This window comes from Anaeropeptidivorans aminofermentans (assembly GCF_940670685.1).
GTDB lineage: Bacteria > Bacillota > Clostridia > Lachnospirales > UBA5962 > Anaeropeptidivorans > Anaeropeptidivorans aminofermentans.
Genome location: NZ_OW711693.1, coordinates 2,758,576 through 2,782,960, shown reverse-complemented (window position 1 = coordinate 2,782,960; position 24,385 = coordinate 2,758,576). Strand labels below are relative to the sequence as shown.

19 protein-coding genes and 1 tRNA gene are annotated in these 24,385 nt (G+C 37.2%); 8 read left to right on the top strand and 12 right to left on the bottom strand.

What is annotated here, in order from left to right:
* The first annotated feature begins 46 nt into the window (after positions 1-46).
* Complete coding sequence (locus NBX03_RS11705) at positions 47-1,294, top strand: glyceraldehyde 3-phosphate dehydrogenase NAD-binding domain-containing protein (RefSeq protein ID WP_250230272.1); 1,248 nt, start codon at positions 47-49, stop codon at positions 1,292-1,294.
* A 595-nt stretch (positions 1,295-1,889) separates the two neighbouring features.
* On the opposite strand, the gene NBX03_RS11700 is transcribed toward NBX03_RS11705, so the two are convergent.
* The 9 genes from NBX03_RS11700 to NBX03_RS11660 all read right to left on the bottom strand — a co-directional run bounded on the left by NBX03_RS11700 (position 1,890) and on the right by NBX03_RS11660 (position 13,816).
* Positions 1,890-2,570, bottom strand: a complete 681-nt coding sequence (locus tag NBX03_RS11700) for a hypothetical protein (protein WP_250227956.1) — start codon at positions 2,568-2,570, stop codon at positions 1,890-1,892.
* A gap of 350 nt (positions 2,571-2,920) precedes the next feature.
* Entirely contained in the window at positions 2,921-3,823 is a 903-nt protein-coding gene (locus NBX03_RS11695; RefSeq protein WP_250227955.1) for a DUF4349 domain-containing protein, read from the bottom strand.
* 1 nt (position 3,824) lies between these two features.
* Positions 3,825-5,090: a DUF4349 domain-containing protein gene (locus NBX03_RS11690; protein WP_250227954.1), complete on the bottom strand. Its 1,266-nt coding sequence runs from the start codon at positions 5,088-5,090 to the stop codon at positions 3,825-3,827.
* 37 nt (positions 5,091-5,127) lie between these two features.
* Positions 5,128-5,706 carry an RNA polymerase sigma factor gene (locus tag NBX03_RS11685; protein WP_250227953.1) on the bottom strand — a complete coding sequence of 193 codons (579 nt, stop codon included), beginning with the start codon at positions 5,704-5,706 and terminating at the stop codon, positions 5,128-5,130.
* Positions 5,707-6,370: 664 nt separating this feature from the next.
* The gene (locus tag NBX03_RS11680) at positions 6,371-9,508 is read right to left on the bottom strand and encodes a DEAD/DEAH box helicase (protein ID WP_250227952.1); all 3,138 of its coding nucleotides are present in this window, start codon (positions 9,506-9,508) and stop codon (positions 6,371-6,373) included.
* 217 nt (positions 9,509-9,725) lie between these two features.
* Positions 9,726-11,264: an NAD(P)H-hydrate dehydratase gene (locus NBX03_RS11675; protein WP_250227951.1), complete on the bottom strand. Its 1,539-nt coding sequence runs from the start codon at positions 11,262-11,264 to the stop codon at positions 9,726-9,728.
* 2 nt (positions 11,265-11,266) lie between these two features.
* The gene (acpS, locus tag NBX03_RS11670; protein ID WP_250227950.1) at positions 11,267-11,632 is read right to left on the bottom strand and encodes a holo-ACP synthase; all 366 of its coding nucleotides are present in this window, start codon (positions 11,630-11,632) and stop codon (positions 11,267-11,269) included.
* Between the two features lie 37 nt (positions 11,633-11,669).
* Positions 11,670-12,284, bottom strand: a complete 615-nt coding sequence (locus NBX03_RS11665) for a coiled-coil domain-containing protein (protein ID WP_250227949.1) — start codon at positions 12,282-12,284, stop codon at positions 11,670-11,672.
* Between the two features lie 83 nt (positions 12,285-12,367).
* Positions 12,368-13,816, bottom strand: coding sequence for a hypothetical protein (locus tag NBX03_RS11660; protein WP_250227948.1), 1,449 nt, complete (start codon positions 13,814-13,816; stop codon positions 12,368-12,370).
* Positions 13,817-14,136: 320 nt separating this feature from the next.
* On the opposite strand from NBX03_RS11660, the gene NBX03_RS11655 reads away from it, so the two are divergent.
* A complete protein-coding gene (locus NBX03_RS11655; protein ID WP_250227947.1) occupies positions 14,137-14,634 on the top strand; it encodes a flagellar basal body-associated FliL family protein in 498 nt (165 codons plus the stop codon).
* 189 nt (positions 14,635-14,823) lie between these two features.
* Here the strand turns inward: NBX03_RS11655 and NBX03_RS11650 are convergent, their stop codons facing one another.
* Both NBX03_RS11650 and spoIID read right to left on the bottom strand, forming a co-directional pair.
* Positions 14,824-15,801, bottom strand: a complete 978-nt coding sequence (locus NBX03_RS11650; RefSeq protein WP_250227946.1) for a peptidoglycan DD-metalloendopeptidase family protein — start codon at positions 15,799-15,801, stop codon at positions 14,824-14,826.
* Positions 15,802-15,889: 88 nt separating this feature from the next.
* Entirely contained in the window at positions 15,890-16,807 is a 918-nt protein-coding gene (spoIID, locus tag NBX03_RS11645) for a stage II sporulation protein D (RefSeq protein WP_250227945.1), read from the bottom strand.
* Between the two features lie 531 nt (positions 16,808-17,338).
* Between spoIID and NBX03_RS11640 the strand changes: the two genes are divergently transcribed.
* From NBX03_RS11640 to NBX03_RS11615, 6 genes are all read left to right on the top strand, one after another.
* Positions 17,339-17,545 (top strand): hypothetical protein, encoded by a 207-nt coding sequence (locus NBX03_RS11640; RefSeq protein ID WP_250227944.1) that lies wholly within the window; start codon positions 17,339-17,341, stop codon positions 17,543-17,545.
* A 249-nt stretch (positions 17,546-17,794) separates the two neighbouring features.
* The gene (locus NBX03_RS11635) at positions 17,795-18,037 is read left to right on the top strand and encodes a small, acid-soluble spore protein, alpha/beta type (protein ID WP_250227943.1); all 243 of its coding nucleotides are present in this window, start codon (positions 17,795-17,797) and stop codon (positions 18,035-18,037) included.
* Positions 18,038-18,094: 57 nt separating this feature from the next.
* A tRNA-Ser gene (locus NBX03_RS11630) sits at positions 18,095-18,182 on the top strand.
* Between the two features lie 250 nt (positions 18,183-18,432).
* Positions 18,433-20,064: an A/G-specific adenine glycosylase gene (mutY, locus tag NBX03_RS11625; RefSeq protein WP_250227942.1), complete on the top strand. Its 1,632-nt coding sequence runs from the start codon at positions 18,433-18,435 to the stop codon at positions 20,062-20,064.
* A gap of 689 nt (positions 20,065-20,753) precedes the next feature.
* On the top strand, positions 20,754-21,455 hold the full coding sequence (locus tag NBX03_RS11620) for an AzlC family ABC transporter permease (RefSeq protein ID WP_250227941.1): 702 nt from the start codon (positions 20,754-20,756) through the stop codon (positions 21,453-21,455).
* Entirely contained in the window at positions 21,446-21,778 is a 333-nt protein-coding gene (locus tag NBX03_RS11615) for a branched-chain amino acid transporter permease (protein ID WP_250227940.1), read from the top strand. Before NBX03_RS11620 ends, NBX03_RS11615 begins: the two co-directional genes overlap by 10 nt.
* A 248-nt stretch (positions 21,779-22,026) precedes the next feature.
* On the opposite strand, the gene NBX03_RS11610 is transcribed toward NBX03_RS11615, so the two are convergent.
* Positions 22,027-24,201 carry an EAL domain-containing protein gene (locus NBX03_RS11610; protein WP_250227939.1) on the bottom strand — a complete coding sequence of 725 codons (2,175 nt, stop codon included), beginning with the start codon at positions 24,199-24,201 and terminating at the stop codon, positions 22,027-22,029.
* Positions 24,202-24,385: the final 184 nt, after the last annotated feature.

Sequence of the window (24,385 nt, the reverse complement as noted above, 5' to 3'; positions counted from 1 at the left end):
TTACATTATAGAAAATTAATCGCTTTAGGAGGCATTTGTTTTGGAAATGAAAATGGAAGGCAAAAAAGTACTGGGCATTAACGGCATCGGCAGAATCGGAAAGCTTACGCTTTGGAATAATCTGTATCAAAAATACTATGACGGCATCGTATTAAATGCCGGCAGGGAAATAGGCAAGAGTCTTGAAGATGCAATTTCCTATCTTACGTCAGATTCTACTTATGGTACCCTTGACAGGTTTTTATTCGGCTATACAGGAAATACCTGTGAAGCAAAAATAATCAGCCGTTCCGATTGCCTTATAGAATTATGCGGTGTTCCTGTTAAGCTTTTAAAAGCGGCAAGAAATCCAAGGGATATTAATTGGGCGAAAGAAGGGGTAAGGCTTGTTATTGACTGTACCGGTGCGTTTTTAGACCCTTCCCTTCCGGCAGACCACCCGAAAGGAAGCTTAAGAGGTCATCTGGAGGCAGGAGCCGAAAAGGTAATCGTCAGCGCCCCCTTTAAGATTAAAGATGTCTCTCACGGGGCCCCGGAAGACAGCGCGACTTTCGTCTACGGTGTAAATCATTTTTCATATAATCCTTTAAAACATAATATTATTTCTGCTGCAAGCTGTACCACAACAGGCCTTGCTCATATGATTAAGCCCCTTGTGGATACGAAGGAGACAACGGATATTATAACGGCCTCTATGACGACAGTTCATGCTTCGACAAATAACCAGAGCATTCTTGATGTGCCCCCAAAGGCTGGAAGCAAGGATTTAAGGCGCAGCCGTTCTGTATTTAATAATCTTATCCCAACCTCTACAGGCGCTGCAAGCACATTGGAAGAAATTATTCCTGAAATGAAAAAAGTCGGCTTCATGGCGGACTCTATTCGTGTTCCCACAAGCACAGTTTCTTTGATTTCCCTTAATCTTACTTTTCATACAATATTTGATGAAGCGGGAAACCCGATTATTACAAGAGAATTTATTAACGATATTTATAAAAAATCCGCTGAGGGAGGGCAGAGGGGCCTGCTGATTTTCAGTGAAAATCAAAACGTTTCTTCCGACTTAATGGGCTGCCCTGCGGCAGTCGTTATAGAAGGCCTTGAAAGCCATACGAGAACGGGCTTTTTACAGATTGATGAAGAAACCCTCCGCCGCCATAATCTGCAGGCAAGCGGCAATATGAATATTCCCGTAACCCATGCGAAAATATTCGGCTGGTATGACAATGAATTTGGCTGCTATGTAAACTGTATGGGAAAGCTTGCTAAATATATCAATAAAAACTTGATTTAGCAGAAACTATAGTAAATTTATTATAAAGAAGCAGCAAAAGCCTATTCCCAGCAGACTTATGGTTAACAAATAAAAACAAGTTTGATAACAAAAAGAAAACGCTTACTTAAAAAAAGGATACAGACGTATGTCTGTATCCTTTTTTTAAGTAAGCTTCGTATAAAAACACGGATTTCCGCAGGAAACATAGTGAAGTTGTCTTTATACCGCAATAGATATAGGGCTTTCATATATAAAATCAAATAAAGGCAGTTTTCCAAAGGCGATTTATATAGTCAAATAGTTTAATTACAGTAATAAAAATCGTATATTTTAAATGGCTTAATATAAGCGTTTCTATTATATTAAGCCGTTTATGAAAAATAGATTTTTGTTACTTCCTGAAGGATATTTCACTATAAAACCCATCTTTAAGCCTTTGTATAGTCAATTTGCTTTTATACCTTTATAGGCATTTAATTTTAGGGGACATCAAATAAGAGAAAAGCAAATTGATATCAGATTGTTTCATACGAATCCAAGTATAAAAAATTAAGGTAATAAAAAGCCTTATCTCATAAAAATGGACATTATTGATATGCCCCTGCCTTGCCCCTTACTCTGCCTTTATAAACCGCTTTCCGTCGAAAGTATACTGAACTTCGTCGGTTCCGTTCTCTCCGCTGTGGGCATAGATATACCCCTCGTCATACCGTACGCTGAAGGCATGCTCGCCAATGGCCGAATTGACGTCAATTGACAGAGTTCCGTTATACTCCTCTTCGTCTGAAACGACCTTCTCGTCCCAAAACACAATGGAAAGCTGTGACGGAATAGACCCCGTGCTTGATACGACAAGTTCGACCTTTCCGTCGCCGTCAAAGTCATGGTAAAGAACCTGTCCCTCCAGTGAGAGGGCCTGAATGGGCTCATTATTGTAAATCGTTAAAAACCGTGTGACACTGTAGGCGGCCCCTTTGACCTCAACCCATGAATATACATCGGTGCCGCAGAACACAAGAGGTGTTTTCTGCAGCAGCATCTCGGCGCTCATCGATTCTCCAAGGACGTATTTCATGCCGTTATAGGAAAGAAATGAGCCGAAATGGTATTCGTCTATGCGATACACCTCTTGTTCAAAGGAATCGACGGTGTAAGTAGCCACGACTTCGTCGGTTATGCGGCCAAATTCCTCATAGTCAAAGGATTGAGCCACTTTTTCATATTGCTTTTGCTGGGTGCATCCTCCCAACAAAAAAATCAGAATGGCCAAGCAGAAAAAGTTCGCCTTGTTCATAACATCTCTCTCCTATTTACTGCTTTAATAGTACTGCACTATATTAATTGCCTATCTTATATTTCCCTTATTGTATCGTTGCAGCATATAGTAAATTTGCTTTTCTTCCGCAGTAAGAAACAGGCTCCAAGAAGACATAAAATCAAGGAAAAGCAAATTTATAACGATACTGTTTTACTTTTATTCGAGCATAACGGTTTCTATTAGAAAAGAAGTGCATCTTTCAAAATGTTAACCGGGTGATGAGAAGGCTGTCTTCTCCCGGCTTTCCGGGTCTGCCTATGGAAAAAGGAGCCGTAGCACCTTTTTCTTTTGCTATAGCCCCTTTTTGGGTTTAATTTTTAGGATGTTTATTCTTGATTTTTCTTTTTATTCGTCCTTTTATATACGAATAATCCCACTATAATAATTATTCCTATGGAAACAAGGGGAACGAATGCATAGGCAATGCCTACGATTAAGGATTCAAAAAATCTTACGGTATTATTCACAGAAGATTTTAATCCCGAAAGGATTCTTGAACCAAGATTATCTCCTACAGGCTGAATAGAGCCGGATAAGTCTTCCTTTACATTAAGATATAAAGTAGAGTAGGATACGAGTTCATCCATGCCTTTCATTCGCATTTCATAAATTTCAATATCCGAGCGAACCTCTGAAAGACGAGCTTCAATGGTTATAATATCCTCAATTTTATCTGCCTTATCTAAAAGCTCCAGAAGCCTTGTTTCTTCTCTGCGCTTTGTGTTAAGGCGGCTTTCTATATCGTAATATTCATTTGTTACATCGTCTATCTGGTCGCTGTAATCTTCAAGCTTTCCAAGAGAAATCAAATACTCTTTAAGCAAATCATAATTTTCGGCAGGAATTCTTAAGGTGAAGTTTGCGCTTCTGTATTCCCTTCCGCCGGAAGTGCGGTTATAAATATTTGAGTTTTGTATATAGCCGCCGTTCTCTTCGGCAAAGCTTTTTATGGCATCTATCTTTTCATCAAAATTAGTTACGGAAATGCTCATGTTTCCGGTTTTAATGATTTTGCTGTCTTGGGCCTCTAAGCTTCCGTCGGGTATTTTTTCTTCTTCCGGAACTGCAGAAGCCTGAGGTGCTTCGATGGCATCATGTGCTACTGAGCTTCCATATCCCCCTGCAGATTGGGACTCAGCCTCTATATTGACTGCGGAATTTGATTTTGAGCCACAGCCTGAAATAAGAATTAAAGCAGCTAGAAAAACAGGGAATAAAGTTTTTTTCATATTATCGCCTCCGTTTATCAAACAGAAAGTATCCGGTAAAGGAAACTAAAGCAATTATTATAGCAGGCAATATGACTTGGGATATTCCTATAAGTATTTCTTCAAATGCATAAGATGTAAAGTTAACAGAAGATACAAATGCCGAATGCAGCTTATCTCCAAAGGAGAGGTCGCTGTAGGAAGGGGTGTCGTCTTCCTGATAAACCGTAAGATAAATCGCAGGCCTTTCAGACTGGGCACTCAGCTGGGAGATGCTTGCGGAGATTTCTTCAGCCCTCGCTTCTGCGTTTATGACCTGTTCTTCTATTTTAAGCATATCGCTTACGGTTTCAGCCTTTTCAAACATGTTTTTAAGCCGTTCTTTTTCCTCCTGCTTTACATTAAGCCGGGTGATGTCTTCATTTAAGCGGCCTGTTACATCTTCGCTGTTTTCGTTTATTCTTTCCACTTCGCCAAGGTCCTTAAGGGAAAGAATGACATAATTATAATCTAAAGAGGATACTCTTAAGGTATAATGAAGTTCATATTGATTTACATAAGAGCTTTCTACAGTTACCGGAAGAGAATTTACAAATGCTTCCGCATTGGAAATATCTTCTGATTTAATGTTGATGGAGCTTGTTTTTATAAGAGAATTACTTACAAGAGCATAGGTTTCTTTGTTTTCTAAAGCATAGCCTTGTATTTTCATGCCGGCGCTTTCCATTGGGGCCAACATGAAAGGTGCGTTTTTCTCAAGGTCATTTGAACTGCTGTCTTCCTCGGGGGCTGCCGCGGCTTCTTCTGATCTTCCTGAAGAAAGCTTCGGCGCCTTCTCAGCAGGAGTGCCTAACTCGGGAAGGGCGTCTGCTGCAGCGCTTTTCTCATTTATTTCCTCCGATGCAGGAGACTCTAAATAATAAGAAAGCTTAGTACTTCCTCCCGATAAATCAAACGAGGATAAGGCCCATGTTAATGCCACAAAGCATATAGCCATGGAGGCCGCCGCCGGTGCAAAGGCAGCAAAGTTTCTGAATGAAAAGTTAAAAGCATGCTTTTTGGTATTTCCTTCTTTAATTTTAGCCATTGCTCTTTGATGAAATCCGTCCGGTAAATCAAGCTCAGGGAGGCTGTTTAATTCAGACATAAGCTCTTTAAGCCCTAAAAGCTCAAGCTTGCATTCTTCGCAGGATTCCATATGCTTTTCAAATTCTTCCTTCTCTTTTGCCGAAAGCATATTATCCAAGTATAATGACATGAGCTCTTGGTATTTATGGCAATTATTCATCTGAATACCTCCTTTCATAGTTTAAGACGAATTTCATTTAAGTTTGTTCCCTGAGGGATAGAAGAATATCTTTAAGGTTTTTCCGGCCTCTGGAAAGCCGGCTTTTTACGGTTCCCGGATTAAGCTTTGTAGCATAGGCGATTTCTTCATAGCTTAGCCCGTTAATATCTCTTAAAACAACGATAGATTTATATTTATCAGACATCAGGCCGATAGCCTTTTCCAATTCTTTGATATTTTCGCTTCTCATGAGATTTTCCTCAGGGGTAGGCTCCTTTGAAGCAATATTGATTTCCATGGGCCCGTCGTCTTCCTCTATGGGCTTATCCAGGCTAAGAGTTTTATTTTTACTTCGCTTTCGTATTTCGTCGATACAGGTATTATTTATTATTCGAAAGAGCCAGCTTTTAAAGGCCAGTGGATTTTTGCATTTTTCAAGATTATTGTAAACCTTTATGATTACTTCCTGGGCTATGTCCTCGGCATCGGAAGGAGTGGGAAGCATACGGTATGCAGCATTATATATTAACTTTTCGTATTTAATGATGAAGCTTTCAAAGGCTTCTGTGTCACCTTTGGAAGCAGCGTAAAACAGCCTTGTTTCACGTTCGTCCATATACTCCCTCCTTTGCTTAAAATAAACTCTTTTATATTACAGGCAAATACATACCATATATTTTACCATAAAAGAGTCAGATAGTTAATAGAATTATAGTAGTCAATATAAATTTATGTATACTATTTACATACACTGCCAAAGGATATTGACAGAACAAACAAAGATAATAATATCCGTAAAAAAATATTGACGTTATACACAATAAAGCATATAATATAAGTACAAAGCAAATAGTTCTTTTAAAAAGGTATACATCTTAGTCTAGGCCATTAACATATGTGGACTTGGTATATTTTTATAAAAGGCTAGAAGCTTTTTAAGATATATTGTATGGATAGTGTTGTTATTCAGCAGTAAATCTTTAAAAATTTTGAAGGCTTAACCCTTGGCCTTGACAAAAGTAAAAGAGGAGATGATTCCGCCAAAAACAATACCGGCAATATAGGACTTTATTTCCACAAAAATTTAATAAAGGGTGATTTAAATAATTGAATTTAAGCAGATTAACCTGTGTTTGTCCGTTAAGGCTTAGTTATAATCATTTATGCATTTGAGGGCATGATATTTTGCCATATTATTGAAATGTTTAGCATATCTAATGATTATAAATAACCGTCCAAGGACCTATGCAGGTTAATCTATTTTTATGCCTAAATTCCTGTTAACGATCCGAACTCATAAAAAGTTTTCTAAGCTCATCTTCTGCCATCAGATTAATGAAGGTTTCTCCGTCTTGTATGATATTTTGGGTAAGGTCTCTTTTTTTATTTTGAAGCTCTATAATCTTTTCTTCTATGGTATCCTTGGCTATAATATTATATACATGCACGGTTTTTTTCTGGCCGATACGGTGGGCTCTGTCAGAGGCCTGCTCCATAACGGCAGGATTCCACCACTGGTCAAAATGAATAATAATATCTGCCCCTGTAAGATTAAGGCCGGAACCGCCGGCTCTTAATGAAATAAGGAATACTGAAGCGCCGCCTTTGTTAAATTCCTCTGTAAGAAGCGCCCGTTCCTTCGAAGGGGTTCCTCCGTCAAGATAATAATAAGATATATTCATGGCCTCAAGGCCTTTTTTTATGATATCAAGCATAGAAGTAAACTGAGAGAAAAGCAAAATCCGATGTTTGCCGTCGACAAGGTTTTTTATGGTTTCAAGGGTAATATCCAGCTTGCCGCTTCCCCCTATATAATTTTCAACAAACATAGCAGGATGGCAGCATATCTGCCGAAGCCTTGTAAGCATGCTTAATACTCTGAATTTATTTTTGCTTAAGGATTCTTCTGAAAGATATGCGTCGAATTCGCCTTTGGCCTTTAGGAAATTTGCCGTATAGAGCTTTTTCTGCTCCTTCGTAAGTTCTGCATATAATATGGAATAAACCTTATCGGGAAGGTCCTTTAAAACCTGTTCCTTTGTACGCCTTAATATAAAGGGTGCCGTGTGGTTTCTAAGGCTTTTAAGGGCATCTGCATTATTGTCCAAAACTATGGGTCTTTCATAGAGCTTCTGGAATTTCGAATAGCTATGGAGATAGCCGGGCATTAAAAAATCAAATATAGACCAAAGCTCCGAAAGGGAATTCTCAATAGGGGTTCCCGTAAGGGCGAAGCGGCGCCTTGATTTAAGGCTTTTTACGGCTCCCGCAGCCTTTGTAAGGGGATTTTTTATATATTGGGCTTCGTCTAATATAATATAATTAAATTCAATATTTTTAAGATGGTTAATATCCCTTTTTAATGTATCATAGGTTATGATAAAAACATGGGCCTTCTCAGAAGATGCAAAAATCTCCTGCCGTTCTTTTGCCGTGCCGCTTAATACGACGGCATTCAGTTCCGGTGCAAAGCGGCTGATTTCCTTCTGCCAGTTATAAATAAGGGAGGTTGGGCTTACAACAATAGAAGGGTTTTTGAAATCTTCCTTTTCGCTTAATAAAAGGGCTATGATTTGTATGGTTTTTCCAAGACCCATTTCGTCTGCAAGTATACCCGAAAGACCGAGGCTTGAGAGGCTCTTAAGCCACTTATAGCCGGTTTTCTGATATTGGCGGAGTGTGTTTTTAAGAAACTCAGGGATTTCAAATTCTACTTCTCTGCTTTTTTTAAATTTGTCTATAAAATTCTGAAAGCTTGAATCCTTGTTTAAAGAAATATTTCCTTCGGAAAGCATTCCGTCTAAAAACATTGCCCTGTATTTAGGAGAGGTCAGGGATATGCTTTTTTTATCGCCTTTTAGATTAAGCTCCTCGGAAAGCTCTTTAAAGGTGTTGATTTCCTTATTTCTAAAATCAATAAAGCTGCCGTTTTTAAAACGGAAAAATTTCTTTTTTATATCAATTGCCTGAATGGCATTTAAAAGCTCGTTAAAAGAATATTCGCCGGTATCCACAAATATATTGAGAAGCTCTCCTTCAAGGCGTATTCCTGCGGAAAGCTTAACACCTGCGTTAATGTCTTTTTTCCTGTAGTCGTCTGTCACAAATATGGCGGCGTTTTCCTTTATTCCTGAAAAGGAGCTTGAAAGAAAGTCATATATTTTATCGTCGCCTTTTAATATATACTCATTATCTTCTTCACTTTTCTTATGAAATCCCCAAAGTTCCAGATATTTTTCTGTTTCATATTTTGCCGGGTCCTTATAATGGTCATTCTCATAATCATCGGAAGGATATTTTATTTTTACGCTGATGTCTCCTAAAGGCATATCAAAATAAAGCTCCGGCAAGAGAATGCTTTCTTCATCGGGGCCTTTGAAAAAGGGATAGATATATTTCATAAAGCCGAAAAACGCCTTATCTTCAAAAGAAATCCCTTCCTTTTGACCTGAAAGCTCTGAAAGGAGGGTTTTTAAGGCTTTTCCAAGGCTTTTTTCAAGGGAGAACAGTCCCCCTTCCACTAAAATATAAGATTTTTTCTCGCCTTCAAGGAAATGATAATTAAATTCAGGCGGGTATATAATGGCTTTTTTCTCATGGCTATTTAAGGAGATATTGATGTCAAGGCTTGGAGTATCGCTTTTAAGCAGAAACGTTTTTTCAAAAAAGCCATGAATATCTGATTGTATTATTTCATTTTCATAAATATCAAAAATATGGTCCAGTAAGCTTGAGATTAAAGGAATATACTTTCCGCCGGAATATTTTTCTTTGTTAGGCGCTATGACTTCAATGAGTTTTCTGCTTTTTTCGTCGAAAATATCTATGGTGTGGTTCAAAGAAAGCTCTTTTCCGTAGGAATAAAATTTCTCTTCTTTGATATTTTCAAGAAGCTCCGTAATATCTTTAATTACATACATTTTATCTATTCCTATGGAAAGGCCGAGAAAAGCGGCTCCTTTCCCATCGGTTTTTATAAGGGGGATAAGTTTTACTTCTCCCGAAGCCTTGGCCAATGCTTTAAGCCTTTTATCTATTTCTGAAAAAGTCTTTTCTTCAAAGCCTTCTATAATATTAAAAGCCTTGCTGTTATTAATGGCGGCCTTGCTGTAGTTCAGATTATTTTCATAAACCTTAAGCATGGCGCATACAACATGCTTGCAGGCGCCCTTCCATATTTCATGGGCCTGACAGTTACAGCTATGGCTTAATAATACCCCGGACTTGTCGAAGCGGATTTTAATATTATAGCTTTTGTAGTTTCCGTCTACAGTGGTATTTATAAGTATTTCCGTATCCCTTTTTTCATAAGAAATATATTTTACTCTGTTTTCTTCAAAATACCGTACGCCCCTGCGGTAAACGTCTGCAGAGGAGGCTATTTGAAGAATATCTTTTTTATCTATTTTAAATTCCATATAGCACCCGTAAATAAGAAATTTGGGTTTTATAGGAAATAAACTTAAAAAAGACCAAGTTTATTTCCTATAAAACGGAAGGAAGCCTTATTAAACTTAAAAATAAAAAGACCGTTGCTTAATAAGGATACTTGCTTTCGGTTTTATTATATAGTTAATTTGCTTTTATTTTAAATATATCAATACAGCCTAAGTAAAAGAAAATTGAAAAAACTTTCTAAAGAGTTCTTGCTATCTTATTGATGGCATACGGTATAGCATCTATTAAATCATTTGCCGTAACTCCGTAAATACTTAAAAATGTACTTGCGTACTCGCCGGATTTCCCGTGAATATAAGCACCCAGAGAGGCGCTTTCAAAAAGGCCTGATCCCTGAGCTAAAAGCCCGCCGATAATCCCTGTAAGAACATCTCCCGAACCTGCTTTTGCCATAGACTGGTTTCCGCTGGTATTGATATATGTTTTTCCCCCAGGAGAAGCGACGATGGTTGCAGCGTCCTTTAGGAGCACTGTTATTTCATGCTCCATTGCAAAGGATTTGGCGGCATTGATTGTATCGTCAAGAATTTCATTTATGGGAAGGCCCGAAAGCCTGCTCATTTCCCCCGGATGGGGGGTTATGATTCCTCTGTCTTTGATATATTTTAAAAGTTCTTTCCTGCGGCTTATGATATTAAGACCGTCGGCGTCTATAATGACAGGGCAGGCGGAGGATTTTAAAATATTTTCCGTGAAAGTTTCCGTATTTTCATTTACGGAAAGCCCCGGGCCTATTACGATAATATCCGCTTCTTTTATGCTTTCCTTTACAGCAAGGAAGCTTTGAAAGGACAGACAGCCCTCGTTATCAGGCAGGAAATGAATAACAGCTTCATGGCAGTTATTGGAGATGATAGGGGCTATGGCGGCAGGGCAGCAGTTTAGTATAAGGCCTGCACCGGCTTTATAAAGGGCATTGGAAGAGAGAATATTCGCCCCTGCCATGTATTTGGAGCCTGCAAATAAAAAGGCCTTTCCATGGCTTCCTTTATTAGAGCGGGCATGTCTTTCGGGGAGCATTTTTGCCGCTTCTTTATCGTTTAAAATAAATGTTTCAAACGTATTGCCGGGAGGAAGGCTTATTTCTTTTATATGGATTTTTCCGCTGTAAAGCTTTCCTTCACCTGCATAAAGGCCTTTTTTACCGTATCCGAAGGTAACGGTTTCATTGGCTTTTACAGCAATTCCCATGGCCTTTCCCGTATCTGCATGAATACCCGAAGGAAGATCCAGAGAAATAACATAAGGGGCATTTTCATTTATGAGGCTTATGATTGAATAAAAAGGATCCCTTACAGGGGAAGAAAGGCCGGTGCCAAAAAGCGCATCCACGACGAGAGAAGAAGAAATAAGGCTTTTAAGCTCTGAAAGGCTTTTGTCGTCCTCTATGGAAATAAAAGGGATATGAAGGCGCTTAACCGTATGATAATTCATAAGAGATTCCGGTTTCAGCTTATTGATATTTCCCATAAAAGCAATGGAAACATCTATGCCCTTGCAGAATAAAAGCCTTGCGGCTGCAAAGCCGTCACCGCCGTTATTTCCGGCTCCTGCTATAATAAGTACCTTTTTTGAAGCAGTATCTGAAATAGCCTTTAGTATTTCTTCAATGGCTCCTATGGCGGCGTTTTCCATCAGTATTTCAGCAGGGATTAATTTATTTTCTATAGCGTCTTTTTCAATGGCTCTCATTTCTTCGCTGCCAACAACGTACATAATTAATTACCTCCTAAAAGGGCAAAGGCTACGGCATTTTCTTTTGAATGGGAGATGCTTATTTTTATATATTGAACCCCTAGACTATCAGCGATTTTTTTCGCTTCCTTATGAAAAAGAGCATAGGGAGCATCCTTTTCATCTCTTAATATTTCAATATCGATAGGAGAAAAACCGAAAAAGCCTGTTCCCAGAGCTTTTGCCAAAGCTTCCTTTGCAGCAAAATTTCCTGCTGCCGTAGAAGGCCCTTTTTTTTGGATAAGGGCTATTTCGGCCCTGGTATAATATCTATTTAAAAAGCTTTTTGAGCTTATGGCCTTTTCCACTCTTTTAATTTCTATAATATCCGTGCCTATGCCTATAACCATTATTTTCTCCTTATATTTGTGTTTAAAAACAGCGAGATTATATGTTTTCTCTGTCAAGAGCATCTATAATTTCAGAACCCATTAACCGATGAAGAAGATGATAGGTATTGTTGAATATTTCTTCGTTATCGTAACGGAAGGCAATGGTTTCTTTAAGCTCTTTTCTAAGGGCTTCTGCCTTTTCGTCCGCTTCTTCAATGTTTTTTCTTGCTTCTGTCATAAGTCCGTAGCTTTTATTTATAGTTTCCGCCAATAAGCGCTTATTTACTCTTTGAATTCTTACTTCTATATCCAAAAGCTTTTCTTCTGCTTCCATAAGCTTACTTTTAGCAGACAGATAATTGCTTCTGCTTAATTTCATCAGCGGCTTTGCTGTGCTGTCATTATCTTTATGTATTTTTCCAGAATAATAATGTATGTTATCAAGCTCTTTTTTCTTTAAAGCTTCCAGGGCCTTTTTATTTTCCATAAAAGCAGACTGCTTTTTTATAAGGTTAATTAAGGCTCTTTCATATTTTTGCATTTCAGGGCTTTTTTTTTCTTTGGGGAAAAGGGCAAGCCACACAGGATCTAAAATCAGAAGAGGAAGACTTGCATTTTCTATAAGTTCCCATGAAGGAATATAATCTTTCGTATCAGTCGATTTTTTCATAAAAATCATTCCTTTTAGATTATCAAATTTTAGTATATCAGTTTTTCTTATAAAAAAAAAGCCTAAGGCTTTTTCCTCAGGCTTTAAATGATTTTTTTCTGGCTGTTGAAGAGTATTTTTACATAAGGGTCTTTATAGCTAAAGGGCATAGTGTTTATGGCTATAGGTCTTATAATCTCATCTTTTTTGTATAATTCTATAAATTTGGAAAACACATATACATTGCTGCTTTTATGCATAAGCCTTGGAAAAGATTTAATTGGAGAGTGCTGATTTTCTATAAATGCGTAATTATCATAAGGTAATGCTTTAAGGGTATAATTAAATTTTTCTGTTTCGGAGCTTTCGGAAGATGGATTTCCTGCAAGAACTTTTTTGCCGTAGTAAAAATCAACATCGAAATAATCTGTTCCAAAATCATAATATAGCGGGTCGGAGCTGTAGATGAAATTATTTTTATCCTTTGCATAGATGACTATTTCATATTCTCCTGCATAATAATCAAGAATGCCTGTATACCTTCCTTTTTCTTCATGAAGGAAAGTTCCAAAGGTAACGGTTAAATTCTCACCTTCTTGTATGGTTTTAAGAGGGGTAGGAAGGAAAGTTCCTTCCGCAGGATACATTACCGCCGTATATTCAAAAGGGCCGTTTCCTTTTGCAGGATTAAATGAAAGAAAATAAGTTTTATTTATGAAAGCTTTTTCAGAAGTAATATGCATTATTTCAGGCTTTTTTATGATTGAAGGAGACTCGCCCTGATATCCTCCTATTTTAAGCATGTATTCATATAAGCCCTTTACTTCTGCCGCAAGAGGAAGCTCAAGATTTTCCTGAGGGAGGGAGTTAAAGGAAAGAGGAATATATTCGCTGTATCCTGTGCCTGCTTCCGCAAGCTGCTTGCTGTCTTTATAGATAATGCTTTTCTTTGCCAAAGGAGAACCAAGAAGCTGAACGTAGTCAATGGCTGCAATCTCTGCTATATCCCATGACCTGCTGTAGCTTTCCAAGGTGCCAAGGTCATAGATTACAGGATATTTATTAAGCTCTCTTATTTTTGCGTACTCCGAGTCCTGCCAATGGCTGTAATATTTATTTTCATAATTTATCATATTAAAAAGAGTATAGTGATGACCGTATTCATGGCTTAAAAAGGGGGCCATACTTTCTACCGTATCGTTGGTGTCACCGTAAAAAAGCTCTATATAGGCATTTTTCCCAAAGGCGAAATTACCCAGCTTATTTACTGCAATATCCTCATGATAAAGGCCCATTTTGCCTTCAGGTGAATCGGGATAGATGACGATTTTAGATAAATAACTTATTTCCCCTGAATGAAAATTATTTAAAAGCTCTGCATAAAGGGCTTCAAGCTTTACATAATCCCATTTGTCCGAATAGGATATAAACTCAAGGCCGTTTTTATTTATTTTTCCGTATATATTTTCATATTCATAATCAGAGGCATATGCAGTTTTTGAAAAAAGCGTAAATACCGCAAATAAACAAAAGATATATTTAATTTTTTTCATATGCACCCCTCCTATTACTTCTTAATAATATTATTACTATTAGTATACACTCTAATTATTTAAAATCTGTTACATATCGGTTAAGATTGTATTTAATCAGAGGAATCGTCTGCCATAAAGGCTTATAAAGAGACATAATAACAGAGAACAGCTTCTATATTTACTGACACAGAAAATATAGAAATACATCTTGTATTAAATAAATGGGAATTTGTACCATAATCCATGAGTAAACTTATTATTTATGGTATACTAAGATTAGATATAATAAAGATGATTTTTAAATTAAAAGGGTAATTTGCTTTAAGGAGGGGTTTATTTTGAAGGATAAGAAAAATGCTGTAATTGTTATAGGGATATTTGCCGCACTAATTATTATTGCTATTATATCTGTTATATTTTTCCCTAAAGTGTTTAGATCAACTTCCATTAATCTTTCAAAAGACGGAAACCGTATGGATATACCCACCATTGAATCCTATGTGAAATCTGAAGACGGAGAAGAGCACAGGCTTCGGGTCAATTTCAGCATAACGATAGACGGGGATAAATCTTATAGAAAAAGTGATTTGCAAAATTATATCAAGGACGCCGTAGATGAGCTTAAATACGAAGAGATTTCAGGAGAAGGCGGAGTAGAGTATATAAAAAATGAGGTTATGGAGAAGCTTTCAGAACATATAGAATCAGGGGAGCTAAGCGGTATATATATAAGTGACTTGGCCGTAGGAGATCTTATTTTTCCTGAAAAGGCTGCAGAGAAGAAGAATAATGTTAACGAGCTTCTTGAAGGCATCAACAAAGGAACTAAAAAATAAAATCCGGATATGTAATTTAAAATATTCTTATTTATATAAGTGAACTTAAAAAATATGCAAGGTAAGATTTTAAGCAGTTTTCAAGTTCGTTAACTATAAATTCATGTTTTTATAATCCATAAAAAAGCCCCGCAAAATATTTCGCGGGGCTTTTACTATAAGGACTAAAGGTAAAGAGAAATCAATTGATTATTTTTGAACGAGAATCATATTTGGGTCTATAGTTTCGTTATCTTTTGCAACTTTAAATTCAAGATGGTTGCCAAGCAGAACAGAATAAATTGAGGGATTGGCTATATAGCCGATTTCCTGACCTGCACTTATTACATCGCCTACGGATACAAGCATATCGCTCTGGAGCTGACTGTATGTAGTGCTCCAGCCATTGCCATGTTCTATTACTATGGTATTTCCATCTTCTCTTGTGGTCTTGATGTCTACTACGACTCCGTCTGCGGCGGCAACTACAGGCTGTCCAACAGAGCCGGAGATGCAGATATTATCATTTGTACGATACTGGTCTAAAGTTACGTCATAAATTACTCTGTCTACGCTGTAGTTCATAACAACGCTTCCGGATACGGGCCAAAGCATGTCGCTTTCTCCGTCATAGGTTTTAAAAACAGGGTCTGCAAGCATTTCCGTATAGCTTGTGTCTGTTGAAGAAGAAGCAGGTTTTGTTTCTTCCTCTTTTTCAGAAGCAGAAGCTTCCGGTCCTTCCACAGGTTTAAGCTCTAATATATTTAAAGGCTCTACCTGCTGTGCGCTTGCCTCAACAGACGGTTCGTTTGCCTGTGAAGACGGGCTTTCGTCTATGAAGCTTTTCTTTGGAGCTTCTTCGTTAGGCGAAGGGGCCTGGGCTACTTTTGGAGCTTCGGCTGTCTCTGGTTTTTCTAATGCCGGGTTTTCTTTAAGCTCGACTTTTACATTGTTTTCTACATCTTCTTGTTTTGAGGCAGCAGGATTTGATTTTTCAGGCAAAACATTTTTTGAATTTGCTTCTGCATAACTATCGGCTACTTTATTCTGGCCTTCCTCTTCCTTTAAGGAGCTGTAGGTAATGGCCGCTGCCGTAACTAATAATACTGCCACGCAGGAGTAAAGAGCAATATAAAATCCTCTTTTATGAAATAGGGATTCCTGCTTTGGCGTTGGTTTTTTATTCATAATTATTAACACCTCCAGCAGTATTATTGCCCGCAGAAATACAGCTTATTCATATTAAATGGCAATTTAGGAAAATATTAATTGAAAATTAATGATATTTTTCTACAACAACGCCTTTATAATAATATTTCAGGATATCCTCATATGTAAATCCGCTTTCTGCAAGATATTTGGCTCCGTATTGGCTCATGCCTGCCCCGTGGCCGTAGCCTTTCGTTAAAAAAAGTATTTCTCCGTTTTTTTCTTCAATTTCAAACATGGAAGACCTTAACCCAAGGAGCATTCTTATGTCGTTTCCTGAAATCTCCTTATTTCCTATTATTATTTTTTTTACGTATCCTGCGTCGGTATATTCCGATATTTTTATTTGTTCGTATAGGGGGCTGTTTGATAATAGAAGACCCTGGATATTTTCAGACAAAGTCTTTCTTAGAAAATCCTCTTTAAAGCTTTTTGTATCTTTAAAATAGGGGGATTTTTCATCAAAAGAGGAATCTACGCTTACAAGATAAGGTCTTTCACTCTTCCATACGTTTTCAGAGCGTTCCGTCATTCCGCCGCTTGTAGAATGGAATACGGCTTCTATAAGCTCTCCTTCGTAAACAAGAATCTCCCTTTCGGTTTCTTTTACCGCATCGGCTATTTTTTTATAATGGATGTCAAAATTATCTCCCCATTTTTCCATAAGCTTCAATTTAGTATCATAGGCTTGACCGATATTATCAGGTTCTATTTTAGATGTGCCCGATGCTTCCATTGCTCTAAGGGCATAAGTTCTTGCAGCCACAGCCTGGGCTTTAAGGGCCTCTTCAGGAAATGTTGCAGGCATTTCTGCAGCAACTACCCCTATAATATATTCTTCAAGCTTAGTATTGGGAGGGCTTTCTTTTAAATAAGAGGGTTCTTTAATATTTTTATCATGATTGAAAAACAGAAGGCTTATGACGGCAGGAATGAAAGTCATGGCAATAGCGGTAAAAAATATATAATACATTATTTTTTTCATAGTATCTCCCATAATAATACCCTTTTATTCTATGATGTCATAAAATATCTCAAGGGGCTGTAAATATTTTTAACGAACATTTTAAGCTTTAAATTACTATAATAATGCTGTATAATCAATTTGCTTTTATTCCGAAGTGAATATTTGGATTAAGACGGCATAAAATAAGAGAAAAGCAATAAGAAGTTTTGCTCTGCAAAATACCGTAGGATTTTTTTCCTGCTCTATTTGACAATGATATTCTTTTATATTGAATCAAGTATAAGGAAAAATTATGGATTGCAGCTCTTCACAAGCTTTTTTAAATTCACTGAGTATAATATATAATTTTTTATTCATATCTATGACTTTATAAATCAGAACCCATACCTTAAAGGTTGATTTTTGCAGAATACAAATAAGAATAATTCATTTCTCATTAAAATGCGTTAAAGGTATTGACTTTTTTATGGTTTGGAATAATAATATATTTGTTCCTGATTTTATTAGGTTAATAAAACTGCTTTTGCTTGTTTTTAGGAGGAGTATTAAGTGGCTAAGGAAACAGAATTTGACCGCTTTGACAGAAGAAAAAGATTTGAAAAGAAATTAAGCCTTCATAAAATGAAGGAAATCGATGATGATTTTGAATATGATAAAAAGAAAGGTGGAAAGAATAAGGCAGGGGATGATGCTTTTTCTAAAAAACGCCCTAAAAGGGAAATATTCTACGATTCTGAATACGAAAACATTATATAGCATGGGAAACCATGCTTTTTTTATTTCCAAATATTCTTAATTATAGATAGCTGAAATGGTGGCTATAATTGAGATAATTACTATATGAAAATATAAAAGAAAAATTAGCGAAGAAGATGCTCATTAAAAATAATTCATAAAGGAAGGGATTATATTTTTTTATAGATCAAATGGGCGCAATATAAATCGATTTTATAAAGAAAATATACGAGCAGAAGCTATCATTATACTATTTAAGGAGGCTTTATAATGAAGAAACCACAAAAAGAGAAAAAAGAAAAGAAGCTTACCCCAAATGATATATTAAAATATGAAATTGCCAATGAGCTTGGCTTAATGGATAAAATTAATGCAAGGGGCTGGAAAAGCCTTACAGCTAAGGAAAGCGGGAGAATAGGAGGCCTTATTGCAAAAGCCAACAGAGATCGAGTGAAAAATAAAAACACAGAAAAAGATTCATCAGATATTGTAAAAGGGATTGACAAAACCTAGCAGATGTTGTAATATAAACAAGGTTTTCCTTAAACCAAAAACATTATTTAAGCATTTGGAGAAATACTCAAGTGGCTGAAGAGGCTCGCCTGGAAAGCGGGTAGGTCGGTAACACGGCGCGAGGGTTCAAATCCCTCTTTCTCCGTTCATTCACTGATACCTTTATTGGTTTAGTGGAAGCGGTAAAATAGAGTGTATAAGAAGAAAATATCTTGCAGGATATCTTCTTATATGCTCTATTTTTTTGTTTGAGAATAGCATGAAGTCTCCTTGTTGAATCCCTTCCGCTCATTTGATAAAATGGTATTACAGTAAACCCCTCAGATTCAAAAATAAAAGGTCATTTAAAGTTTAATTAATATGGCTTTTAAAGAAGAAAGTTGGATGACAGCAATATGGATATAATAGATTTGATTAAAGAATTTACCCCCCGTACGGAGCTTCAGCAAAAAAGCAAAGAGCTTATTTTAGCCGAGCTTTTGCAATACGGAGAAAGATTATATTCAAGGGATACATTGCATGCCCATATGTCTGCATCTGCCATTATATTAAATCCCAGCTTAGATAAAACCTTGATGGTTTATCATAATATCTATAATTCTTATTCATGGACCGGCGGCCATGCTGACGAGGAACAGGATTTATATACAGTAGCTTACAGGGAAGCTCGGGAAGAAACGGGTGTAGAGAGATTGTATCCTGTCAGCAGGAGTTTATTGTCCGTTGAGTCTCTTCCGGTACCGGAACATATAAAAAGAGGAAAGAAGGTAGCTTTTCACTATCATCACAATGTAACTTTCGGTTTTATTTGTCCTGATAATCAGCGCCTCAGTATTAAACCGGATGAAAATAGCAGCGTTGCATGGCTGGATATTAATAAATTGACTGAACTATGTTCAGAAGAGGATATGGTTCCTATTTATGAGGATAATATCAGGCAAGTTATTAAGTTAATGACGGAAAAACAAAGAAACTATCAATTATTACCGGAAAGATTGCTGCCATGGTATGAAAAAAACGCCAGGGATTTACCTTGGCGGAAAGACCAGGACCCTTATCATGTATGGCTTTCAGAGATTATGCTTCAGCAAACCAGAGTGGATACAGTGATAGACTATTATAATCGCTTTTTAATGGAGTTTCCTACCATTAAAGCCTTGGCCGATGCCGATGAAGAAAGAGTGCTGAAACTATGGGAAGGCCTGGGGTATTATTCCAGAGCAAGAAACCTTCAAAAGGCGGCGAAGAATATTATGGCGGAGTTCGGCGGTAATTTTCCCAAAGATCCTGCTAAAATTAATAAGCTGCCCGGTATCGGTATTTATACCACAGGGGCGATTGCTTCCATTTGCTTTGACTATCCTATGCCGGCAGTAGACGGCAATGTATTGCGGGTGATATCCAGAATTACAGAGGATTACCGCTGTATCGATGAAGAAAACACAAAAAAAGAAATAGGCAGGCAATTAGCGGAGATTTATCCTAAAGGGCACTGCGGTGATTTCACCCAAAGTCTCATGGAGCTGGGGGCCACCATTTGCCTGCCCAATGGGGAACCAAAATGCGGAAGCTGCCCCGCGAAAGATATTTGCATAGCATATAAAAGCAAAAGATATTCCCTTTTACCCATAAGAAAAGAAAAGAGGGCCAGAGAAGTTCAGGAGATTACTTTCTTTATTCTCACCTGGGGAAATAAAATTGCCTTTCGAAAACGGCGTGAAAAAGGGGTGCTTCACGATATGTGGGAGCTTCCCAATGTATATGGGAAATTAGATAGGGAAGACGTTAAGCATTGGCTTCAGGAGCAGAAGGGAGCGGGCCATATCGGAAATATGAATCAGGGCAAGCATATTTTTACCCATATAGAGTGGCGGATACGCTGTTATAAGATTACTTGCGAAAAGCCCTTTGGTGATTATTTGTGGGCAGATGAAGACAAGCTGGACACAGAAATATCGCTGCCTACTGCTTTTAAGAAGTTTTTGCTGCCTGAGGAAACGGACTTTCAGCAGCTGTCTTTAGAATAAAGCAAAGAAAATATATTTTAAATGAATACTGCCTTTTAATAGGGCAATTAAAATAAATTTCGAGGGCATTATTTTGGAACAAATGAATTTAACCCTTTTAAAAAGGTCAATAACGCTTTCTAAAAAATATCAGCATAGGCAATAATTTAAAAAAGCTTCTTAAAGCTTAAAGACTAGGTATCTTAAAAGGATTTAATATCAATTTCATAATTAAAGTAAATTTCATATAAAGAAGCAGCAAAAGCCTATTCCCATCAGGGCCAAAAATACGGATTTCCTTCGGAAACGGTACATTTTTGAGCCTGTGTGAATATACGGCTTTGCTGCTGTTTAACTTTAAATTTACTATATCTTATATAAAACAAGGGATATAATTATTTATTTTAATTATATCCCTTGTTTTTTTATTACAGTATTTATTGCCTATGCTATAGGGCAATGAGGGCCATTGGCCTTGAGTGAACAGTCTGCTGCAAAGTCAAAACTTTAAAGGTTGCATTTGGATTTAACTATACAGTAATAAACTTAAAAACAAAAAGATTTTTTGAGTTTGGCTGTCTTTACAATCTAATTTTACTATACTTACCTTTAAGGGATTGACATCTACGAAGTGTAAGAATAAAATATACAAAAACGAAATACGTTTACAAAATTAAATACTTAGCATAAAGATTAGGAGTATCAGAAACATGGAGGAAAAGAAAAACAAGAATTTTAAAAAAGCGCTGTCTGCTGCATTTCCCTATACAGTACCTGTATTGACAGGATATATGGTTTTAGGGATTACCTACGGCGTGCTTATGAGAACCAAAGGATACGATGCACTGTGGGCAGTGCTTATGAGTGCAATTGCCTACTGCGGAAGCATGCAATACGTCGCTATTACTCTTCTCACAATTGCCTTTGACCCTGTTCAGGCATTTTTACTTAGTTTAATGGTAAATGCAAGGCATTTGTTTTACGGTCTTTCGATGCTTGAGAAGTATAAGGGGCTGGGAAAGGCGAAGGGGCTTCTGATTTATACCCTTTCCGACGAGACATTTTCCGTTTCGTCCAGTGTAAGTCCCCCTGACGGCATAGATAGAAAATACTTTTATTTATCCATTTCTTTTCTTAATTACATATATTGGGTTACAGCAACGTTTATCGGAAGCATCCTCGGAAAATTTATTAATTTTAATACGGAAGGCCTTAGTTTCGTGCTTACGGCTCTTTTCGTTGTGCTTTTTATGGAACAGATGAAGAAAAAGGAAAATAGAATTTCAGGAGCTATAGGAATTTTAGGAACATTATCAGGGCTTTTTGTTTTCGGCGCAGATCGTATGATTATTCCTTCTATGATATTTATTTTGCTTATTTTACTTGCGGGGAGGAAAAAAGTATGCTTTTAACCCCTATAGAAATAGTGATTATTATACTTTCTGTTGCTTTGGGCACATTAGCCACGAGAATCACCCCGTTTATTTTGTTCCCCGAAATGAAAAAGCCTCCTGAAATTATTACGTATTTAGGAAAGGTTCTTCCGCCGGCAATGATGGGGCTTTTGGTGATATACTGCTTTAAGGATATAAAGTTAGGGGAGGCTTCTCACGGAATACCCGAAATAATTGCCGTTTTAGTCATATTTTTTATCCATAAATGGAAAAGCAACGTACTTCTCAGTATCGGCAGCGGAACAGTTGTTTATATGGTACTGGTGCAGACTGTATTTTAAAATTATAGCTAAATAAAAATAAAGCAGCCGCAAAAGCTTATTCCGAAATATAAGGAATTATAGCGTTTATGCCAGCGAGCTTGGAAAAAGATACAAGTGTAAGCTTATACTCCTTTTTTATGTTTGGTAACTATATTTGCTTGTTTTACTATAATTAACAAAGAGAAATAAAACTTGTATTTTATTGATTTTATAATAAATAACCCCCAAAGCTCTATTTAACCGAGATTTGGGGGTTATTGTATATTTTATTTTGCAGAAGATGCTTTTATATATTCCTTTGAAAGGTTTCCTGTTATTTCTAATGAGCGGATATAATAGTCAAAAAGCGCTTCCGGCATGAGGGCCTTGCTGTAAAGCCAGCCTTGGTATATGTCACAGCCTAAAGAATGAAGAAGGTCCCTTTGCTGTTCCGTCTGGACATATTCTGCCACGACGGAAAAATTGCTTTTACGGGCAAGGTATACAATTGAAGATATAATGTCTCTGCTGCTATTATGATTCATCATATCTTTAACGAGAGAACCGTCTATTTTAATGGTATCGATACTAAATTCCTTAAGAATCACAAGAGAGGTATGCCCCATGCCAAAATCATCTATAGCTATTTTAAAGCCCATTTCCTTCAGTTTTCCGATGATTTCAAGGGCGGACCGGATTTGATTTAATGCAGCTTGTTCTGTGATTTCTATTTCTATATTATGGGGCTTTATACCAAATTTCTTTGTTATGCCGTCAAATTGAGATATTATTATATTTTTATCCATCTGTAAAGGAGAAATATTAACGGAAAGAGTGACGTCCTTCAGTCCCTGCTCCTCCCAGGATTTAAGCTGTTTGCAAGCTTCTTCAAATATCCAGCCCCCTAAAAGATGGATAAACTCTCTGTCTTCTGCAAGGGCTATGGCAAGAGGCGGCGGGAGCAATCCAAATAATCGGTGCTTCCATCTTAAAAGGGCCTCAATGCCTACGACGTTCCCTTCGTAATTGATCTTCGGCTGGTATTCAAGCCACAGACCGGTTCCTTTTATCATATCCTGTCTTAAATCTACAGATAGGTTTCTTGCAAGGCTGCCGATGGCGTCTTTTCTTTGGATGAGGTTTCTCGAAATGCCATCCTGCCTTTCAAGAGCTAAATCAATAAGAGAGTTTATAATGAGTTTATTTTTTTTCAAAGTACTTTCTTCGTTTATTTTGACAAAGGGAAGATATATCATAACGCCGATAATGAAGTTTACCCCTTGTAAAAGTGCGCCTGCCAAAGAGCCTGTAGCCTTATATCCGCCTAAGAATATAGGGGTTGTCCACTGAACGCTTGAGGTTACAAGGGGAACAAGGCCTATGGACATTGCGCCGTAGGTTATGAGCGTAAGGACGATAGGGGTAAGAATAAAGGGAATGAGAAGATAAAAATTTAAAACCACAGGGATTCCGAAAAGCATGGACTCATTAATATTAAAAAGCCCCGGAAATAACGAAAATACGCTTACGTTTTGCGCATTACTTTTTCTTGAGCGTAAAAGAAAAGCTACTACAAGGCAAAGGGTAGTGCCGGAGCCGCCCATGAGAACAAATATGTCAAAAAATTCCTTTGTAAATATATGTACCGGAGCCTGCCCTGATGCTACAAGTTCTATATTGCTTTGAAGGCAGGGAACAAATACCGACTGAGTAACAGATTCCAGCATATTGCTTCCATGGATGCCTAAAAACCATAGCGAGTGAATAAGAGTAATAAACACCAATGCGTTTTTCAAAGAGGATTCGGGTTCGAAGAATATGCTTTCAAAGCTTTTATAAAAAGATTCATGAATATTTTCTATGCCGATTCTAGAAAGCGTTATCCGAAAAGATATAAATAGGCATACAGTTATTGCGGCAGGAAAAAGAGAAGCAAAAACCATGCTTACGTTAGGATCGGAGGCGTTGCTGTCAATATGGAGCTTTATTGCCTGTATTTTCAATAGTAATGTAAATAAAAAAGAAGAAACAAGGGCTGTGACGATTGCTATAAAAACCCCCATTACGCCTAGGTTTCTAAAGGATACGGTATCATTTTCAGTATAGAGTATAGCAAATAAGCATATGAGGGATACAACCGATGAAATGGGAGGGCTGGATTCATAGCTTGAATTGTAGGGCTCTAAGCTTGCGTAAGAATAGCTTATTGTAATTACAAGGCTTAAAGACATAATGGCAAAGGTCGCCTGATACAAATAAGAGCCGAAATCCGTCCAATTTTCTCCAAAGAAAGAAACCATGAAATCCTGATAGAAGCTAACGGGAAAATTGTTTATAACCGTAGCCGCGGACCCTATTAATATCAGCGGAATAATAAGCATAAATCCACGCCTTACAGCTATAAAAACCCTTAATTCACTTATTTTACTCATATAACTTTCAATTTTTTCAGAAAAATCCATAATACCATCCCAATTTTAGAATATGCTATGCAGCTAAAGTAAAGTATCCGGCAAAAACTATAAAGAAGGCACTCGCCTGAAAAACTGCTTACAAGCTTATGCCTGTATAAATTTTTAAGCTTGCTTAGGGTGTGTTTGAAATCAGAAAATAAATTAAGATTTGGAGTTCCAAAACACGTTGTGG

Bases quoted from the DNA above. Each gene is read 5' to 3' on its own strand.
- NBX03_RS11705 (WP_250230272.1), top strand. From the start codon at position 47: ATGAAAATGGAAGGCAAAAAAGTACTGGGCATTAACGGCATCGGCAGA.
- NBX03_RS11700 (WP_250227956.1), bottom strand. From the start codon at position 2,570: ATGAACAAGGCGAACTTTTTCTGCTTGGCCATTCTGATTTTTTTGTTG.
- NBX03_RS11695 (WP_250227955.1), bottom strand. From the start codon at position 3,823: ATGAAAAAAACTTTATTCCCTGTTTTTCTAGCTGCTTTAATTCTTATT.
- NBX03_RS11690 (WP_250227954.1), bottom strand. From the start codon at position 5,090: ATGAATAATTGCCATAAATACCAAGAGCTCATGTCATTATACTTGGAT.
- NBX03_RS11685 (WP_250227953.1), bottom strand. From the start codon at position 5,706: ATGGACGAACGTGAAACAAGGCTGTTTTACGCTGCTTCCAAAGGTGAC.
- NBX03_RS11680 (WP_250227952.1), bottom strand. From the start codon at position 9,508: ATGGAATTTAAAATAGATAAAAAAGATATTCTTCAAATAGCCTCCTCT.
- NBX03_RS11675 (WP_250227951.1), bottom strand. From the start codon at position 11,264: ATGTACGTTGTTGGCAGCGAAGAAATGAGAGCCATTGAAAAAGACGCT.
- acpS (WP_250227950.1), bottom strand. From the start codon at position 11,632: ATGGTTATAGGCATAGGCACGGATATTATAGAAATTAAAAGAGTGGAA.
- NBX03_RS11665 (WP_250227949.1), bottom strand. From the start codon at position 12,284: ATGAAAAAATCGACTGATACGAAAGATTATATTCCTTCATGGGAACTT.
- NBX03_RS11660 (WP_250227948.1), bottom strand. From the start codon at position 13,816: ATGAAAAAAATTAAATATATCTTTTGTTTATTTGCGGTATTTACGCTT.
- NBX03_RS11650 (WP_250227946.1), bottom strand. From the start codon at position 15,801: ATGAATAAAAAACCAACGCCAAAGCAGGAATCCCTATTTCATAAAAGA.
- spoIID (WP_250227945.1), bottom strand. From the start codon at position 16,807: ATGAAAAAAATAATGTATTATATATTTTTTACCGCTATTGCCATGACT.
- NBX03_RS11635 (WP_250227943.1), top strand. From the start codon at position 17,795: ATGAAGAAACCACAAAAAGAGAAAAAAGAAAAGAAGCTTACCCCAAAT.
- mutY (WP_250227942.1), top strand. From the start codon at position 18,433: ATGGATATAATAGATTTGATTAAAGAATTTACCCCCCGTACGGAGCTT.
- NBX03_RS11620 (WP_250227941.1), top strand. From the start codon at position 20,754: ATGGAGGAAAAGAAAAACAAGAATTTTAAAAAAGCGCTGTCTGCTGCA.
- NBX03_RS11615 (WP_250227940.1), top strand. From the start codon at position 21,446: ATGCTTTTAACCCCTATAGAAATAGTGATTATTATACTTTCTGTTGCT.
- NBX03_RS11610 (WP_250227939.1), bottom strand. From the start codon at position 24,201: ATGGATTTTTCTGAAAAAATTGAAAGTTATATGAGTAAAATAAGTGAA.